Origin of the sequence: Solwaraspora sp. WMMD1047 (assembly GCF_029626155.1) — a bacterium.
Lineage (GTDB): Bacteria > Actinomycetota > Actinomycetes > Mycobacteriales > Micromonosporaceae > WMMD1047.
Genome location: NZ_JARUBL010000001.1, coordinates 4,232,722 through 4,249,243, shown reverse-complemented (window position 1 = coordinate 4,249,243; position 16,522 = coordinate 4,232,722). Strand labels below are relative to the sequence as shown.

12 protein-coding genes are annotated in these 16,522 nt (G+C 71.4%); 1 reads left to right on the top strand and 11 read right to left on the bottom strand.

The features are described 5' to 3' along the window. Nucleotides 1–50 precede the first annotated feature (50 nt). Both O7627_RS19305 and O7627_RS19300 read right to left on the bottom strand, forming a co-directional pair. Nucleotides 51–3,203 carry a M14 family zinc carboxypeptidase gene (locus O7627_RS19305; RefSeq protein ID WP_278094919.1) on the bottom strand — a complete coding sequence of 1,051 codons (3,153 nt, stop codon included), beginning with the start codon at nt 3,201–3,203 and terminating at the stop codon, nt 51–53. Nucleotides 3,204–3,334: 131 nt separating this feature from the next. Further along, the gene (locus O7627_RS19300; RefSeq protein WP_278094918.1) at nt 3,335–5,158 is read right to left on the bottom strand and encodes a nucleoside-diphosphate sugar epimerase/dehydratase; all 1,824 of its coding nucleotides are present in this window, start codon (nt 5,156–5,158) and stop codon (nt 3,335–3,337) included. A 345-nt stretch (nt 5,159–5,503) separates the two neighbouring features. Between O7627_RS19300 and O7627_RS19295 the strand changes: the two genes are divergently transcribed. Continuing rightward, a complete protein-coding gene (locus O7627_RS19295; protein ID WP_278094917.1) occupies nt 5,504–6,787 on the top strand; it encodes a hypothetical protein in 1,284 nt (427 codons plus the stop codon). On the opposite strand, the gene O7627_RS19290 is transcribed toward O7627_RS19295, so the two are convergent. From O7627_RS19290 to O7627_RS19250, 9 genes are all read right to left on the bottom strand, one after another. After that, nucleotides 6,723–7,505: an FkbM family methyltransferase gene (locus O7627_RS19290; RefSeq protein WP_278094916.1), complete on the bottom strand. Its 783-nt coding sequence runs from the start codon at nt 7,503–7,505 to the stop codon at nt 6,723–6,725. The two genes, O7627_RS19295 and O7627_RS19290, sit on opposite strands and share 65 nt — an antisense overlap. After that, complete coding sequence (locus tag O7627_RS19285) at nt 7,502–8,896, bottom strand: O-antigen ligase family protein (RefSeq protein WP_278094915.1); 1,395 nt, start codon at nt 8,894–8,896, stop codon at nt 7,502–7,504. The genes O7627_RS19290 and O7627_RS19285 overlap by 4 nt, the downstream gene beginning before the upstream one ends. A gap of 175 nt (nt 8,897–9,071) precedes the next feature. Next, the gene (locus O7627_RS19280) at nt 9,072–10,007 is read right to left on the bottom strand and encodes a sulfotransferase (RefSeq protein WP_278094914.1); all 936 of its coding nucleotides are present in this window, start codon (nt 10,005–10,007) and stop codon (nt 9,072–9,074) included. Beyond that, nucleotides 10,004–11,254: a glycosyltransferase family 4 protein gene (locus O7627_RS19275; RefSeq protein ID WP_278094913.1), complete on the bottom strand. Its 1,251-nt coding sequence runs from the start codon at nt 11,252–11,254 to the stop codon at nt 10,004–10,006. Before O7627_RS19275 ends, O7627_RS19280 begins: the two co-directional genes overlap by 4 nt. Then, a complete protein-coding gene (wecB, locus tag O7627_RS19270) occupies nt 11,254–12,387 on the bottom strand; it encodes a UDP-N-acetylglucosamine 2-epimerase (non-hydrolyzing) (RefSeq protein WP_278098334.1) in 1,134 nt (377 codons plus the stop codon). Before wecB ends, O7627_RS19275 begins: the two co-directional genes overlap by 1 nt. A 5-nt stretch (nt 12,388–12,392) precedes the next feature. Beyond that, nucleotides 12,393–13,511: an NAD-dependent epimerase/dehydratase family protein gene (locus O7627_RS19265; RefSeq protein ID WP_278094912.1), complete on the bottom strand. Its 1,119-nt coding sequence runs from the start codon at nt 13,509–13,511 to the stop codon at nt 12,393–12,395. Next, complete coding sequence (locus tag O7627_RS19260) at nt 13,508–14,527, bottom strand: polysaccharide biosynthesis protein (RefSeq protein ID WP_278094911.1); 1,020 nt, start codon at nt 14,525–14,527, stop codon at nt 13,508–13,510. The genes O7627_RS19265 and O7627_RS19260 overlap by 4 nt, the downstream gene beginning before the upstream one ends. A 102-nt stretch (nt 14,528–14,629) precedes the next feature. After that, nucleotides 14,630–15,262, bottom strand: coding sequence for a sugar transferase (locus tag O7627_RS19255; RefSeq protein WP_278094910.1), 633 nt, complete (start codon nt 15,260–15,262; stop codon nt 14,630–14,632). Then, complete coding sequence (locus O7627_RS19250; protein WP_278094909.1) at nt 15,259–16,446, bottom strand: DegT/DnrJ/EryC1/StrS aminotransferase family protein; 1,188 nt, start codon at nt 16,444–16,446, stop codon at nt 15,259–15,261. Before O7627_RS19250 ends, O7627_RS19255 begins: the two co-directional genes overlap by 4 nt. Between the last annotated feature and the right edge of the window lie 76 nt (nt 16,447–16,522).

Sequence of the window (16,522 nt, the reverse complement as noted above, 5' to 3'; positions counted from 1 at the left end):
TGCCGCCGGGGAGGCCGAGCCTCCCCGACGGCACCGTGGTACCGGACGGATCAGGGCCGGGGCGCCCCGGCCGTCGGGCCGAACAGGTGCCCCATCGAGCGGGCCACCAGATCGTCCCGGGCGGCCGGAGCCAGACCCTCCAGGCCGAACCCGAGGAAGACGGTGTCCTCGGTGACCACCACCGCGCCCTCCTCGAACGCCTGCTGGCTGCGCGACCAGCTCTCGGCGGCCGGCTGGGAGCCGGCCGGCGGCGCGGCCACCGTCCAACCGCCGAGGTCGGACTCGAACGAGGTCTCCGCCACCGTCTCGCCGTCCACGATCACCCGGGTGTCGTCCAGGAACACCCCGAGGCCCTGGGTGGCCCAGTCCGAGGCGTACGTGATCGAGACCTCGACCTGCTTGCCGGCGTACCCGGTCAGGTCGATCGACCACTCCTGCCACCCGTTCGACGGGCCGGACGCGGCATGCCACGAACCGGTGCTGCCGGTCGGCGAGCAGTCGGCACCCTGGTAGTGGTCGAGGAACGGATGCAGCTCGTTCCACCCGGACTGGCAGCTCTCACCGGTGTCGGTGCTGGTGTGGCCGTTGGCGTCCGGCAGGGTGGTCCAGTTGTCGGTGCCCACCTCGTGCGCCTCGACGAACAGGTGGTCCCAGTTCGCCTCGGTGTCGTACGAGGTGAAGAACCGCAGTTCGCCGGCGGTGGCCTCGGTGAGGTCGACGGTCCGGCTCAGCCGCTTGTACGACACGTCGGACTGCCCGCTGAACAGGTACCACTCGCCGCTGTGCGGGTCGAACGGCGCGCCGCCCGGCCGCACCCAGTCGACCGGGGCCGAGCCGCCGAACTGCGGGAACTGGTCAGGCGGCAGGAACCCGGACGTGGTCAGGAACGACGCGGTGTGGTCCTGGTTGCCGGCCGAGCCGGCCGCGTTGAGCTCACCGGCGAACCCGTCGAACCCGCCCTCCGTGCCGGCCAGCGGATAGGGGTTGCCGTCCGGGTCCGTCCCGCCGTCGCTGACGTTGGCGTACGCGCCCAGGTAGTACTGCTGGAAATCGTTGAAGAGCGGCAGGCAGGTGCCGCCCGGCGCCGGGCACTCCGGCGGCGCGTCCGGTGCGTAGTAGTACGACCCGTCGGCGGCCTGCCCGAAGAGCGCGTACTTGCCGCTGACCAGCAGCTTGCCGCCCTCGTTGAGGTAGTCCCGGACGGCCAGTTCGGTCTCCAGCGCGGAGCGGGTGGTGGTCCCGGCGGGCTGCCCCACCGCGCGCAGGAGGATGTCGTCGCCGGTTTCCCAGACCACCGCGTCGTAGTGCGACAGCACCCCCAGCGGGTGCGGCGCCGAGCGGCCCATCACGTCGAAGTCGTACAGGTCGCTGGTGTAGCCGGCGGCGGTCAGGCCGGCGGCCACCTCGTCGGCGTACTTCGCCGCGTTGCCCTCCTGGGTGGGGCTGGCCCCGGTGACGTCCTCCATCGCCAGCACCAGCGCCTCGCCGCCGATCTCCGTGTGCACCCGGTAGGTGAACGGCTCGCTGGCGACCTTCTCGCGTTCCGGGTGGTGGGTGGAGCGCGGCCGGATGCCGGTGAACCAGACCTTCACCTCGTCGCCCGGCTTCGCACCGGTCACGTTGCCGCGGAACTCGGCGTAGTAGTCGTCGTGGCTGTCGCCGTACCGCTCACCACCGCGCCATTCGCGGGCCGCGACGGTGCGGGGCTTGCCGCCGTTGATGACGTAGTGCATCTCCAGGTTGAGCAGTGACCGCCGGGCGACCGTCGCCACCGGCTGCCTGGACCCGTAGGAGACCGGGAACTCGTCGACCACGAAGTCCGGGGTACGCAGCCCGAGGGAGGAGATCGGGTCGGCCGGGTCCCGGGCGGAATTGGCCACCGAGAGCGCGAACGGGATGTTCTTCGCCACCTCCTGGGCGATCAGCTCCTCGTCGTCGGGGAAGTTGAACCCGCTGGCACAGTCGGCGGCCTCCCACTCGTCGTCCGGGTAGAGGTTGGAGATGGTCTGGCAGGTGGACATCTCCGGGGTGAAGCCGAGGGTCCCGTGCCGGACCGTGGCGTGGGTGTCGGTGTCACCGTTGGTGGTGTAGAGCTCGGCGGAGATGTCCGGGTCGTAGCCGGGCACCGCCGGATTCGCGTCGTCGCCGACCAGCGCCTGGTAGATCACGTCGTCCGGGCTGGGGGTGCTCACCTGCCAGCCGATGCCGTAGAGCAGCAGCTCCGCCGCGGAATGATAGTTGATCATGAAGTCGAAGCCGATCCGGCCGAAGAGCCGGTTCAGCGCCTTCGTCTCCGGCTCCGAGTTCGGCCCCGGGCCGCGGTAGGTCTCGCTCGCCGGGTCGGGGGAGGAGCCCTCGTTGTCGTAACCCCACTTGTAGGCGAAGTTCCGGTTCAGGTCCACGCCGTCGCCCGCGGTGATCTGCCCGTCGCCGTTGTTGTCGCGCAGGTTCTTGCGCCACAGGCGGTTACCTTCGGTGAAGGTGAAGTCGTAGCCGTCCGGGTTGGCCACCGGGACGAACCAGAGCTCGGTGGTGTCGACCAGCTGCGTGATCGCCGGATCGGTGCCGTAGCTGTCCAGCACGTGGTGCATGAGCCGGCGGGTCATCTCCGGCGTGATCCACTCCCGGGCGTGCTGGGCACCGACGTAGAGCACCGACGGCCGGCTGCCGTCCGGTGAGTTCCGGGCGTTCTTCGTCACCTTGACGGCGAGGATCGGCTTGTTCTGGACCGATCGGCCGATCGTCTCGACCTTCGTCAACCGGGGGTGCCGGGCGGCGGTCGCGTTGATCTCGTCGCGGATCCCGCCTGGCTCACTGAAGGAGCGGAACGCGCTCCAACCCCGCGCCGACTCCGACCGCAGGGCCCGGGACGCCTCGGCGCCGTCGACCTTCTTCACCGCCAGCGGGACGCCCTGCCCGATCAGCCGGGCGGCCTGGGCCGGGCTGAGGACCGCCTCGACGGTGACCTTGCCGGTCCCGTCCTGGCCGGTCGTCGCGTCGTGAGCGTCCACTCCGGCCGCCCTCAGCAGGGCGAGCTGTGCTGAGTCGACGGTGCCGGTGTAGACCTCCAGCGTGGCCCGGTCGGTGGCCGCCCGCGGCGAACCCGCCGGGTCGGTCGGTGGTCGTGCGCTGGCCGGTGCGGTCAGCGCCAACGCGCCCACCAAGGTAAACACGCAGGCGATCGCCAGCCGTGTTCTCCTCATTCATGCCCCCTTGGTCGAAGGATCTCCACGCGGGAGCCTCGCCTGCCAGGAAAGGCATGTCAATGAGTTGATCGGTCGGGTTGTGCTGTCGACGCGCTCGGCCGGTCGCCGACCGGGCGATACCGCCGTGCTCAGCCGGTCGGTGGGACCAGCCGGTCGAGCTGGGAACCGCGCCGGGAATTCGCCACGGTCGGGGTAACCGGCCAGGGTGGCTGGACACAGAGACCGGCCAGCCTCGCGATGATCTTCTCCGGATCGTCGTACGGGTCGAGCGCCATCGCGTCCGCGGGATGCAGGGCCGGCACGGCGACGTGGGAGACGAGCGGATGCAGCGGCCGGACGTCGATCTCGCCGGAGCCGAGCAGGTCCTCGTGCAGCTTCTCGCCCGGCCGCAGTCCGGTGTAGAGGATGTCGACCGGCCGCGCGGCCTGCTCCGCGAGCTGGCGGGCCAAGTCGGCGATGCGGACCGGGCTGCCCATGTCGAGCACCAGCGCCTCGCCGTCCCGCCCGATCGCGGCGGCCTGCAGGACCAGGTGCACCGCCTCCTGAATGGTCATCAGATACCGGGTCACGTCGGGATGGGTGACGGTCAGCGGCAGACCGGCCTCGATCTGCTGCTGGAAGGCGGTGACCACGGACCCGCGGCTGCTCAGAACGTTGCCGAACCGGACGCTGAGGAAGGTCCCCTCGGTGTGGGCGGCGGCGTACGCGGTCAGCCGCTCGGTGATCCGCTTGGAGTAGCCGAGCACGCTTGTCGGGTTGGCCGCCTTGTCGGTGGAGATGTTGACGAACATCGCGACCCCGCGGCAGGCGTCCAGGACGGCCTGGGTGCCGAGCACGTTGGTCCGGACCGCCTCCCCGGGATGCCGCTGGAGCAGGGTCAGGTGTTTCAGGGCCGCGGCGTGGAAGACCACCTCGGGGCGGCGCTCGGCGAATATCCGCCGGACCCGTTCCGCGTCGCGCAGGTCGGCGAGGATCAACTCCGGCCCGTCCAGCAGGGCCCGACCGTGCAGCGACAGCTGCAGGGCGTGCAGGGCCGACTCGTCGCGGTCCAGCATCATCAGCTCGCCGGGATTCGCCCGCATGATCTGGCGGCAGAGCTCCGACCCGATCGAGCCGCCGGCGCCGGTGACCAGCACCCGCCGGCCGGCCAGGGCGGTGTCGGTGCCGGCCAGGTCGGCCACCACCTGGCGGCGGCCGAGCAGGTCGGCGATGTCGACATCCCGGACGTCGCTGACCCGGATCCGGTCGTCGACCAGTTCCCGGACCGGCGGCAGCACCTTGAAGTCGGCGCCCGCGTCCAGGGTGGCCGTGCGGATCGTCCGAATGAGTTCGGCGTTCGCGTTGGCCACCGAGAAGATGACCGTGCGCGCCCCGGTGCGCCGGACCGCCGCCGCGATGTCGTACCGGGTGCCGAGCACCGGAACGCCGTCGATGCGCAGATGCTGCTTGTCCGGGTCGTCGTCGAGCAGGGCGACCGGCAGGTACCCGCCCTGCGGGTCGCTCAGCATCGCCCTCAGCAGCGCCTGGCCGGCCGCCCCCAGGCCGAACAGCAGGACCGGGGTGGCCGCGTTGGCGTTGGGTCGCAGGGACCGGTCCCGGTGGTACCGGTACGCCGTGCGGGCGGCCAGCATGAACAGCAACGCCACCGCGCCACCGATGATCGGGGTGCTGGCCGGCACGGGCCGCTGGGCCGCCGTGATCACGTACAGGAAGAGGATGCTTGCCGTGCCGGCCACCGTCGCGGTCAGCTCCCGCACCTCCGGCAGGCTGCCCAGGGGGTGCTGACCGGTCGAGTGCCGCAGCAGCAGAGCGGCGGCGTGGTGCAGCACCGCGCCGGCGATTCCGATCAGGACGGCCTGCCGGATCCGGTCTCCGGTGAAGTCGAACTCGTACCGGGCCCACGACGCCGTGGCGGTGCCGACCACCCATGCCGCGGTCGTACCAATGACCATCGCAATGTTGAGCGCCGAGCGGACCGGTAACGATCGGGACGCGCTGGCGCGGGCGTGCTGGGGCGGGGCGGTCGTCTGCATGTGCGAACTTCCCATCACTTCCGCTGACCTGGCAATTGCGGCGGCATGCGGGCGTCCGCATTCCAGGTATAGCTCTATCTGAACCGCGGATGGTTCACGCGTGTTTCATTATTTTCCCCTCCAATGAGATATGAGACGGCGTCCTTTGCGGTCGGCGCGCGATTTTCGCAGCGGTTCGGGCGTCACGGCGCGGCAGTCCGGTCGTTGACCTCCGTACGACCTGCCGATGGGCTGGGTGCGAAGTCGGCACATAGTGGAGAAGCCTTGAAGAGGGGACAGGCCCGCCGGCTGGGGTCGCTCCTGGTCGCTCAGGTGATCAATCTCGGGGCCGTGCTTGTCGTCGTCCGGCTCTACCCGCCGGCCGCGTTCGGTCAGTTCGCGAGCCTGTTCGCGGTGGCCGTCGTGGTCGCCGGCGTCAGCGCGTTCCGGCTGGAGATCGCGATCACCACGGCGAGCGACGACGACGCGGCGGCGTTGATCGGGGTCGCCCGCCGGCTCAATGTCGCCGTCGGCGGGGGGGCGGCACTTGTCGGTCTGGCCTGGTCGGCGACGGCCGGGCGGGTGGACGACGGCGGCCTGCTGGAAGTGGTCGCGCTCGGTGCGGTGGTGACCCTGTTCGGCCTGAGCAACACGCTCACCTACGCCTGCGTACGGGACGAGCGGTACGGCCTGGTGGCCGCGTCGCGGCTGGCGGTGGCCGTGGTGTCGGCGTCCGGGCAGATCGCCTTCGGGCTGCTGGACCCGACGCCGGGTGGACTGCTGGTGGCCAGCGCGGCCGGCTACGGAGCGGGCGCGCTGCTGCTGCGCCTGCGCCTTCGGGTGCCGGCGTCCGGGGTACGGGTCCGGACGGTGCTCGACCGTCACCGCGGATTCGTCGTGGCAGCGGCGCCCGCCAGCCTGATGAACAGCCTGGCGTTGAACCTGCCGGTGCTGGTCGCGGTTCCGGTGGCCGGCGGGGCGGCGGCGGCCGACCTGGCACTGGCGATGCGGGTCGGGTTGATGCCCATCGCGTTGCTCGGGCAGGCGCTGCTCCCGATCGTTTTCGGGGAGGTCGCCCGGCAGGTGCGGACCACACCGGAGACGGCGTTGGCCGGCTACGACCGGGCGCTGGTCCGACTCCTCATGCTCGGGACCGGCTGCCTCGTGGTCCTCGCGGTCGGAGTGCACGCCCTGGCCGGCCGGATCTTCGGCGCCGAATGGGTCGGGGTGGGAACGATGCTGCTGATCCTGACCCCGTTCCTGATCGCCCAGTTCGCCGTCTCCCCCCTCGGTCAGACCCTGAACGCGCTCGGCCGGAACTGGGACCAGTTCGTCTGGGATGCCTGCCGGCTGACCGGCCTCACCCTGGCCTTCGTCCCGTTGGTGGCCGGCTGGATCGATCTGCGGGCCGCGGTGGCGTGCTTCTCCGCCCTGACGGTGGTCGCCTACGTCGGGCACGTGTCGCTCGCCCGCCGGGCGCTGCGGATGCGGGCCGGTCGGAATCTCAGCCGTGACCGGTCCGGACCGGAGACCGACCGGCCGGCTCAGCCTGCCGGTGGCGGAAGGTGAACCCCCGGTCGTCCTGTCCCATCAGCTCGTAGCCGAGCGCGTCCATCAGTGCCGTGTACGAGCCTCGGGTGTGGGCCAGGCAGATGTACGGCCGGAACCGTTCGATCGTCCGCCGCAGGCCCCGCAGAATCTCCTCCTCGGCGCCGTTGGTGGTGATGCTGACGACGTCGACCCGGTCCAGGCCGGCGCGGTCGACCAGGTCGTCGATGGGCAGGGCCTCGACGCAGATCTCCTGGAACCGGGCAACCTCGGCGGTGGAGTAGGTGGCGCAGCCGGCGGTGAAGTTGGTCGCCGGATGACCCGGGTCGACTCTCATGGTCAGGGTCGTCCGCTCCGACCAGGCCGCCGCGTGGACCACCTCGATGTGATCGAACCCGCGCCGGCGCGCCACCCGCTGGAACTCCTCGACGCTGGCCCGGTCCGGCTCCACCACCAGCAGTTGGCCCTGGGCGCGGGTCCGGCGGGCGAACGCCATGGCGCGGGAGCGTCCCGCCCGCAGGGTGTCCCGAGGGGCACCGACCTGGATGGCGACGGAGCCGGGAACGAGCAGGCGGTACGGCTGCTGGCCCCGGCGCAACGCGTCGGTCACGGCGTACTTCACCGGGTGGGGAACGAGCGGCAGTATCCGGTTCGCCGCCCGGACGACGATCCGGTGAATCGGACTGCGGTGGTTCCACCGGTAACGGAATTTTCTGCGGCCGTCGCCAGCGCGGCTCATGCGAATGCTCCTCGGGTCTGCCGCGATGTCGACAGCGCGGTCATCGGTCTGGTGGTGTCGGTGCCCGCGGGCGGGATTATCCCGGGTGACGAGCCGTGCCGACCCGACGGCGGGGTCGGGCAGAGGCTGGAGATTCCGAGCAGGGCGAAGAACAGCCCGCCGGTCCAGGGCTGGACCATGAACAGGTGGGCGAAGTTGCCCACACAGATCGCCGCGGTGATGCCCAAAAGGGCCGCGTGGAATCCCGCCATGTCCCGGTCGGGAGACTGGCGCGCGATTCTCCACGCCCGCACCGAGAACAGGATGAGCAGCGTAATGGCCAACAGGGCGGCCGGGACGCCACCCCGCAGGGCGATGTCGAGATACTGGTTGTGGGCCCGGAAGAGGACCATGTTGCTCAGTTCCCCGGCATCGGGTCCGAGGTCGAGTGGCCGGAAGCTGTCGCCGAAGATCGGACTGTGGACCAGCCGGTCGAATCCGTTCCGAAAGATGTCCACCCGGTTCTCCGCGGACAGCTTCGCGGATTCCTCGCCGCGCTCACCGATCATGCCGCGGGAGACCAGCGGCACCAGCAGCGCCAGCCCGGCGAGACCACCGATCGTGCCGATGGCCAGGCGCAGGGGGATGCTGACCTGCCTGGGTTGGGCGAAATATGCCACCGCGGCCGCCAGGAACAGCATCGCCAGTCCGGTGCGGGACCACAGCAGCGGCAGGGCCAGCACGGTGGCCGTGATGAGTGCGATGCTGCTGCGGCGGTGCGCGCGGAAGCAGCCCACGGCGAGTGCCAGACCGCAAACCATGATGAAGGGAAAGTAGTTGCGGTACTGCGGGATGCCGGCGGTGAGCACCCGCTCCACCGACTCGTTGCCCAGCAGGGTGGCTCCCGAGTGGTAGATGACCGTGGCGTGCACCAGCAGGAGACACCCGAGGGTCGCCACGATGACCACCCGGCAGACCTTCCGGATGTTCACCTGTCTGGTCGTGACCGCGTACCAGGCGAGCAGCGGGGTGATCGTCTGGATGTAGAAGACGATCGCGTTGAGGCCGCCGCCCAGCGCGACACCGATGACGATGCCGGCCGTGTAGAGGAAGAACAGCCACCCGATCAGCCGGCTGCCGTACGGCTGGCAGGCCCGCGGCCGCCAGGCCCGGTCGAGCAGGGCGAAGGTCGCCAACGGCAGGATGAGGATGATTCCCAGGTGAATCCCGCGCTCCTCCGGGCCGACGGCCCCCGGCGGGGTGATCAGCCGGGAGATGGTCGGCAGTCCCGAACTGGCCTCGATGAAGATCGGTGAGGCGAGGACGGCGAAGAGGGTGAGGGTGGCGGCCGTCCGGAACCGCGCCGCGATCATCGCGGCGATCGCGCCGGCGCAGACGGCTACCGTGATCATCGGAACGGTCGCCGCGCCGACACCCACCACGGCCGCCAAGGCGAGGGCCGGTCCGGCGGTCAGCAGCTCGCGCCACACCTTGCCGGGCCGTGTCGGCCGAGGTGGCCGAGACGGTCGGGGCATTCGAGGGGCGGATCGGCCGGGTGGATCCGCGACCGAGTCGCGGTGGGTCTGGTCAGTGTCCGTCGGCATGTCGCGATCCCATCCCGGAGCCGCCCAGGGCGCGCACCGCCGCCGGTCGTCGGTAACCGAGGCGCTCCAGGAGATCTCCGATTTCGGTGTCGATCGCGACGAGGTCGGCACGCGGGAGGTTCCGCTGTCCGGTGCCCAGGTGCCGGGGGGTCAGCATCGCGCAGGCCCGCCGCAGCCCGACCGGCCGCAGCGGGACCCGCAACCGGTCCGCCAGGTCGGTCAGTTCCCGTTCCGGGTCGCCCACCAGCCGTTCGTACCGGACCTCGACGAGGGGGAGACCGATCCGATCGGCGTCGGACCGCACCCGGGTGACCGACTCCCGCCACTGCCGGGCCGCGACCACGAGCAGGTCCTTCCGGCGCAGGTCGTCGTCGATCCCGGGGTACCGGGGCCCCCACGAGGCGAGCCGGTGGTCGCGGTCCACCCGCTGCCGGACGATGGAGCCCAGATATCTGGCCCCGTAGCGGGGTGCCAGCCGGACGGGGAAGTGCCGCCCCTTACGGAGCAGATAGCGTAGGTCGGTCGGCTCCGTCCACTGGCGACGGATCGACTCGGTGGCATCGACCCCGTCGCGGATCAGGTGGACGAAGCCCGCCTCCGGCAGCACGGCCGCCACCGCGGGCAGCCGCAGGCAGTTGCCGACGGTCTTCTCGATCACCGTCGGCGGGTCGCCGTCGGCGTACCGGTCGACGAATCCCCGGATGAACGCCCGGGCCCGGTCGTCGAGGAGGGCGGGATCGAGCACGTCGTCGCGCCGGTCCTCGTTGCCGTACCGCCACACGTACCCGATGTCGTAGGGCACCGCCCCCGCGCCGGTGGCCGTGGCGAGCGCGTCACGCAGCACCTTGGTCCCGGACCGGGCCGCGCCGAGGATCACGATGCGCCGCGGAGGCGCAGGTGGCTGTCCGGCTCGCCTCATACCGTCGTACCTTCCAGATCGGAGCCGGCGGCCTGCCGCGGCCCGCCGAGTCGGTCGAAGAGTTCCGTCCACCGGTCGAGTTGCCGCTCGGCCCGGAACCGGTCGTAGAGGGCGGCGGCCCGGTGGTGGGCACCGACCAGGTCACCCGGCTGGTGGGCGAGCGACCGGAGCGTCTCGGCGAGCTGCTCCGCGTCGGTCGGATCGACCTGCACCCCGGCGCCCGCGTCGACGATCATCTCGGCGAGTTCGCTCTCCCGTTCCACGAGCGCCAGCACCGGGCAGCCGTGCCGCAGGTAGCTCAGGGTCCGGCTCGGGTACGCCGCCCGGATCATCCCGGGCAGCAGTGAGACGATCCCGAGGTCCGCCTCGCGCCGCAGGAACCGGGCCACCTCGGCCGGTGGCCGGTAGCCGTGGACCCGGGCGTTCAGGCCGTGTCGGGCGATCTCCCGCTGCACCGGGCCGCGCATCGGTCCGTCCCCGAAGAAGTCCACCGTGACCAGGGGTTCGGCCGCCAGCCTGGTGAGTGCGACGAGCAGCGTCTCCAGATTCTGGAACCGGCCGAGGTTGCCGGCGAAGACCACCCGCAGGGGGTCACCCGGCCGGCGTCCGGGGCGGTCCGGCAGCGCTGAGTGCTCCGCGGAATCCGGCGACCACGGGTCGAAGTTGTTGATGACGGCGATCCGGTCGGGCCGCACGCCGCGGCCGCGGACGGTCTCCGCCATGTCCCGGGAGAGCACCACCACCCGGTCCGCGCGGCGATCGGTCCGCGCGTCGACGCGCCGCAGGGTGCCCACGACGCGGCCCGCTTGGGGCGACCCGGCGGCGACCATGACCTCCGGATAGATGTCCTGCTTGTGGTAGACGAACCGGGCCCGGCAGCGGCGCGCGATGAGGGACGCCACCCGGGCCACCGCGACGGGCGGCGTCGATGCCGCGAGCACGACGTCGGCCCGGCCCAGCCGGATTCCGGTGGCCAGCAACCAGCCGCAGAACAGCACGAGGTTGACCACCTTGACCGCGGCGTACCGGCGGTCCGGGAAGACCGGCCAGCGACGGACCGTCACCCGGTCGTCCAGCCGCTCCCGCCGGGGTGCCGGCGGCCCGGTCGGCGGCCGGTACGAGGGTTGGCAGGTCAGGACCTCCACCCGGTGCCCGTCCTCGCCGAGCCGGCGGGCGAGCTGATGGAGGATGTGGGCGTACGGCGCCGAGTCCGGCCAGAAGTAGCGATGGATCAGGACGACCCGCATCAGCCCTCCGTCCGGTGCCAGCGCTTCGGGCGCAGACCCGACCAACGGTGGTGCAGCCCGGCGAGCCCGTGGATGATCCGGCTGACCCGGATCGAGCAGTCCGGCACCTGGTAGTCCACCGGGACCGTGGGCCGTACCCCGGACTCCCACTGGGCGGTGACCAGGTCGACGCAGCGTCCGATCGCCTCGGCGGTGACGCCGGCCAGGACGATGGATCCACTGTCGAGGGCCTCCGGCCGTTCCATCGCGTCGCGGATGGTCACCGCCGGGAAGCCGGAGATGGCCGACTCCTCACTTATCGTGCCGCTGTCCGACAGCACGCACCGGGCCTGGCGCTGGAGCTTGTTGTAGTCGAGAAAGCCGAACGGTTCCAGGAACTCGATCCGGCCGGCGCCGCTCGGGCCCAGGCCGGCGAGCCGCTTGCGCAGCCGCGGGTGGGTGCTCGCCACCACCCGGGTCCGGTGCCGCGCCGCGAGCTCGTCGAGCGCCCGCACCAGCACCTCCAGCCGCGCCGGGTCGTCGACGTTCTCCTCCCGGTGCATCGAGACGAGGAAGTAGCCGCGCGGCGTCAGACCCAGCCGGTCCAGCACGTCGGACCGGACGATCCGATCGTCGTACGCGGTGAGCACCTCGGCCATCGGCGAACCGGTGACGAAGACCCGGCGGGCCGGCAGCCCCTCCGCCAGCAGGTTCCGGCGGGCGTGCTCGGTGTAGCAGAGGTTGAAGTCCGCGATGTGGTCGATGATCCGGCGGTTGGTCTCCTCGGGGACGTTCTCGTCGAAGCACCGGTTGCCGGCCTCCATGTGGAAGACCGGGATGCCCAGCCGCTTCGCCATGACGGCGGCCAGGCAGCTGTTCGTGTCGCCGAGCACCAGGACGGCGTCCGGGCGTTCGTCGAGCAGGACCGGCTCCACCCGGGCGAGGACCCCGCCGAGGACGGCGCCGAGGGAGGTCACCGGCACGTCGAGCCAGTGGTCCGGCGGCCGCAGTTCGAGCTCCTTGAAGAACACGTCGCTGAGCTGCGGGTCCCAGTTCTGGCCGGTGTGCACCAGCCGGTGCTCCACCTCCTCGTCCAGCCGGGCGATCACCCGGGAGAGTCGGATGATCTCGGGACGGGTGCCGACGACGGTCATCACCTTCACCGCGGCACCTCCGCGGCCATCGGTTCCGGGGCGACCGGCTCGGGGTACGTGTCCGGCCGGTCGGGGTCGTACGGCTCGTTGGTCCAGAAGAAGGTCACCAGCTCGTCGTCGCCCAGGTTGCGGATGTTGTGCACCCAGCCGGTCGGCATGTCCACGGCGGCCGGTGTCTCCCCGTCGACGTCGAAGGTGACGATCTCCGGCGTGAGCACCCGCCGCAGCGAGATCCGGGCACGCCCGCGCAGCACCAGGAACCGTTCCACCTTGCCGAGGTGGAAGTGCTCGCCCCGGGTCACCCCCGGCGCCGAGGTGGAGACGAAGCTCTGGCCCCGGCCGCCGTGGGAGCGTACGCATTCGACCAGCCCGCCCCGGTGGTCGCGGTGCGGGGTGAGTCCGATCGGATACCGGTGGGGGAAGGACGCCGCCCGCAGCGTGTTGAAGAGGTCGAGCCGGAGCGGGCCGTCCAGCGGGGGGATGTCACCGCGCGCGTAGTACCGCTGCGCCTCGCGCAGGATGTCCCAGACCGCGGCCACGGTGGTGGCCGCGCCGGCCGGCCGGAGCACCCCGCTCTCGGTGCGGTCGAGGGCGTCGATGACGAGTTGGGCGGCGTGCTGGACGTGCAGCAGCCGGACCGGACGGTCCTGAACATCCGGGGTGCGGCCGTCCACCGCGGCGTGGGCGAAGGTGGCGACGAAGGAGTTGTAGCCGGGCCGGCCGTGTTCGCCGAAGAGGTTGGGCAGGACCAGGTCCGCCAGGCTCGACCCGGCCTGGTCGGCGGCGGCCGCGAGCAGGTCCCGGGCCTGCGCCTTGCCCCGCCCGTACGGGGTGTCCTCGCCGACCCGGATCGAGTTGGCGAAGATCACCCGGGGGGCCTTCGGGCTGCGCCGCACCGCGCCGGCGACGGCGGCGGCCAACCGGACGTTGCCCTCCTCCACCTCGGTCTCCGGGCCGCGGTTGACGCCGGCCAGGTGGACGACCACGTCGGCGTCGCGCAGGGCGCTGTCGAGCTGGCCGTCGTGCCGGCCGACGGCGACGACCTGGTGCGCGGTGGTGGCGTGCAGCCGCGCCCGCAGGTGCCAGCCCAGGAAGCCGTACGCGCCGGTGACGACGATTCTCATGCCGGCACCCCGCTCAGCAGCTCCTGGAGCTCCGGGATCTCGCTCAGCAGCCGCATGGTCTGGTTGAGGTCGAGCCGCTCGGTGTTCTCGGAGGAGTAGTCCTGCACCGAGGTCCGGGCGCGTTCACCGCAGTCGTAGTAGAGGTCGTAGTCGAGGGACCGGGCGTCGAGCGGGACCCGGAAGTAGTCGTCCTGACTGGACGCCTTTCCCAGCTCCTCCCGGCTGAGCAGCGTCTCGTGCAGCTTCTCGCCGTGGCGCATGCCGAGCAGCCGGAACTGCGGTTCGCCGTAGCCCAGCAGCTTCGCCAGGGCCCGGGCGAGGGTGTCGATGGTGCAGGCCGGGGCCTTCCGGATGAACAGGTCGCCGGGCTCGGCGTGCAGGAACGCGTGCTCGACGAGCTCGACCGACTCCCGCAGCGACATCAGGAAACGCGTCATCTCCGGTTCGGTGACGGTCAGCGGCACCCCGGCGCGCAGCTGCTCCACGAAGGCCGGGATGACCGAGCCGCGGGAGTACATCACGTTGCCGTACCGGGTGATCGAGACGGTGGTCCGGCTGCCCGGGTGGTTGCGGGCGAAGGCCTGGGCGGTCTTCTCCATCAGCGCCTTCGACATGCCCATGGCGTTCACCGGGTAGACCGCCTTGTCGGTGCTGAGGCAGACCACCGACCGGACCCCGGCGGCGGCGGCCGCCTCGATGACGTTCCGGCTTCCGACGATGTTCGTCTGTACCGCCTGGTGGGGGAAGAACTCGCAGGAGGGCACCTGCTTGAGCGCGGCGGCGTGGAACACGAAGTCGGCGCCGGTGACGGATTCGGTCACGCTGGCCGGATCGCGGACGTCGCCGAGGAAGAGCCGCAGCCGGGAGTCACAGAACCGCCGCCGCATCGCCTCCTGTTTGGCCTCGTCCCGACTCAGCACGTGCACCGCGTGCACATCCTGGGAGAGCAGGCGCTCGACCATCGTCGAGCCGAAGGAGCCCGTCCCCCCGGTGATCGTCACCGTGGCGCCGGACATGGCACCGAGGCTGATCGACATATCCCGACATCCCGTCTGAAATAGATTCATAGGGCGATAAGAAGCGCAACGGAGCATATATCACGCTCCGGCGGTGGGTCGCTACTTCGCGTGTTCCAGTTCCCGGCGGGCGGCGGCCGCGTCCGACGCGGGGTGTGCCACCGCGTACAGGGTCCGGGCCAGGATGCCCAGGTCGCCGCGGAGGCTGGCGGACTCCACATAGTCCAGGTACAGGCGGACCTTGCGGGGCACCACGACGGTCAGGTAGTGCGCCTCCGGGTCGGCGGCGCGGGCGAGTTCGGCCGACTCGTTCCGGTAGACGATCGAGGCCGGATCGGTGATGCCCGGCCGGACGGTCAGGATGCGGTCCCGCGCGGCGGGGGGCCAGTGGTCGACGTAGCGAGGCACCTCCGGCCGCGGGCCGACCAGGCTCATCCGGCCGCGCAGCACGTCGTACAGCTGGGGAAGTTCGTCCAGTTTGCTGGCGCGCAGGAAACGACCGACCCGGGTGATCCGGTCGTCGGTGTCGGAGGTGACGGCGGGGCCCGGTGCGACGCGCATGGTCCGGAACTTGTGGATCCGGAACGGTCGGCCGTGCCGCCCCACCCGCTCCTGCCGGAACAGCACCGGCCCCCGGCTGTCCAGCCGGACCGCGATCGCGATGGCGAGCAGGACCGGAGCGCAGAGCAGGAGACCGGCGGCCGATCCGGCCACGTCGAGCAGTCGCTTGATCATCCGAGCACCTTCGTCACGGTGCCGATCACCCGGTCCACCTGGTCGTCGCTCATGGTCGAGAAGATCGGCAGGCTCACCACCCGGGCGAACTCCCGGCTGGCGACCGGGAACATCTGCTCGGTCAGCCGGTACGTGTCGCGCCAGTAGGTGTGCAGGTGCAGCGGGATGAAGTGCACGCTGCAGCTGACGCCGAGCCGGGACATCTCCTGGATGAACCCGTCCCGGCGAAGCGGAGCGTCGGGCCGCAGCCGGACGACGTAGAGATGCCAGGCGTGCCGCTGGCCGGCGGCCGGCGTCGCGGGCAGGTCCAGCGGGAGGTCGGCGAAGGCGGCCCGGTAGCGGGCCGCGATCCACTCCCGGCGCCGGCGCATCGTCTCCGCCCTACCGAGCTGGACCAGCCCCATGGCGGCCGCCGGGTCGGTGAGGTTGTACTTGAAGCCGGCCGCCACCACGTCGTACCGCCAGGATCCCCGGTCGTTGCGGTACCTGTCGAAGCAGTCCCGGCTGAATCCGTGCAGGCGCATGGTGCGGGCCCGCCGGGCCAGGTCCGGGTCGCGGGTGACGAGCATGCCGCCGTCGCCGGTGGTGATGGTCTTGGTGGCGTAGAAGCTGAAGACCGTGGCGGCGCTCTGCCCCGCGCCGACCGGCACGCCGTCTTCGCAGCTGGCCGGGAAGGCGTGCGCGGCGTCCTCCACCACCGCGAGGTCGTGCGCCGCGGCCAGCGCCCGCAACCCCGCGGAGGGCACCGCGTGGCCGGCGAAGTGCACCGGCATGACGGCCACCGTCCGGGGCGTGATCCGGCGTTCCGCCGCGGCCAGGTCAAGGTTGAGGGTGACCGGGTCGACGTCGACGAGGACGGGGTCCGCGCCGAGGTGCCGGACGACCTCGGCCGTCGCCGTGAAGGTCCAGGTCGGCACGAGCACCTCGGTGCCCGGGCCGACGTCGAGGGCCTCCAGGGCCAGGTGCAGGCCGGCGGTCGCCGAGTTGACGGCGACCGCGGTCACCCCCGGCCCCAAGTGGGCGGCGAACGCCTCCTCGAACCGGGAGACCATCGGGCCGGCGGTGAGCCACCCGGAGCGCAGCGCGTCGCTCACCGCGGCGATCTCCGCCTCGCCGATGTCCGGCAGGGCGAAGGGCAGCGGGTCGGAGACGGTGGTGACCTGCTCCGGATGGGATCCGATCAACGTGACCTCCAGGCCGAAACCTCAGACGGGTCACACAGTTGTAGCAGTGGGTACGGGGATCGAGCGTGACGAAACC

What these genes read in the sequence shown, in the direction of transcription:
- O7627_RS19275 (WP_278094913.1), bottom strand. Translation starts at nt 11,254, where the DNA reads ATGCGGGTCGTCCTGATCCATCGCTACTTCTGGCCGGACTCGGCGCCG.
- O7627_RS19280 (WP_278094914.1), bottom strand. Translation starts at nt 10,007, where the DNA reads ATGAGGCGAGCCGGACAGCCACCTGCGCCTCCGCGGCGCATCGTGATC.
- O7627_RS19305 (WP_278094919.1), bottom strand. Translation starts at nt 3,203, where the DNA reads ATGAGGAGAACACGGCTGGCGATCGCCTGCGTGTTTACCTTGGTGGGC.
- O7627_RS19255 (WP_278094910.1), bottom strand. Translation starts at nt 15,262, where the DNA reads ATGATCAAGCGACTGCTCGACGTGGCCGGATCGGCCGCCGGTCTCCTG.
- wecB (WP_278098334.1), bottom strand. Translation starts at nt 12,387, where the DNA reads ATGACCGTCGTCGGCACCCGTCCCGAGATCATCCGACTCTCCCGGGTG.
- O7627_RS19265 (WP_278094912.1), bottom strand. Translation starts at nt 13,511, where the DNA reads ATGAGAATCGTCGTCACCGGCGCGTACGGCTTCCTGGGCTGGCACCTG.
- O7627_RS19260 (WP_278094911.1), bottom strand. Translation starts at nt 14,527, where the DNA reads ATGTCCGGCGCCACGGTGACGATCACCGGGGGGACGGGCTCCTTCGGC.
- O7627_RS19290 (WP_278094916.1), bottom strand. Translation starts at nt 7,505, where the DNA reads ATGAGCCGCGCTGGCGACGGCCGCAGAAAATTCCGTTACCGGTGGAAC.
- O7627_RS19285 (WP_278094915.1), bottom strand. Translation starts at nt 8,896, where the DNA reads ATGATCACGGTAGCCGTCTGCGCCGGCGCGATCGCCGCGATGATCGCG.
- O7627_RS19300 (WP_278094918.1), bottom strand. Translation starts at nt 5,158, where the DNA reads ATGGTCATTGGTACGACCGCGGCATGGGTGGTCGGCACCGCCACGGCG.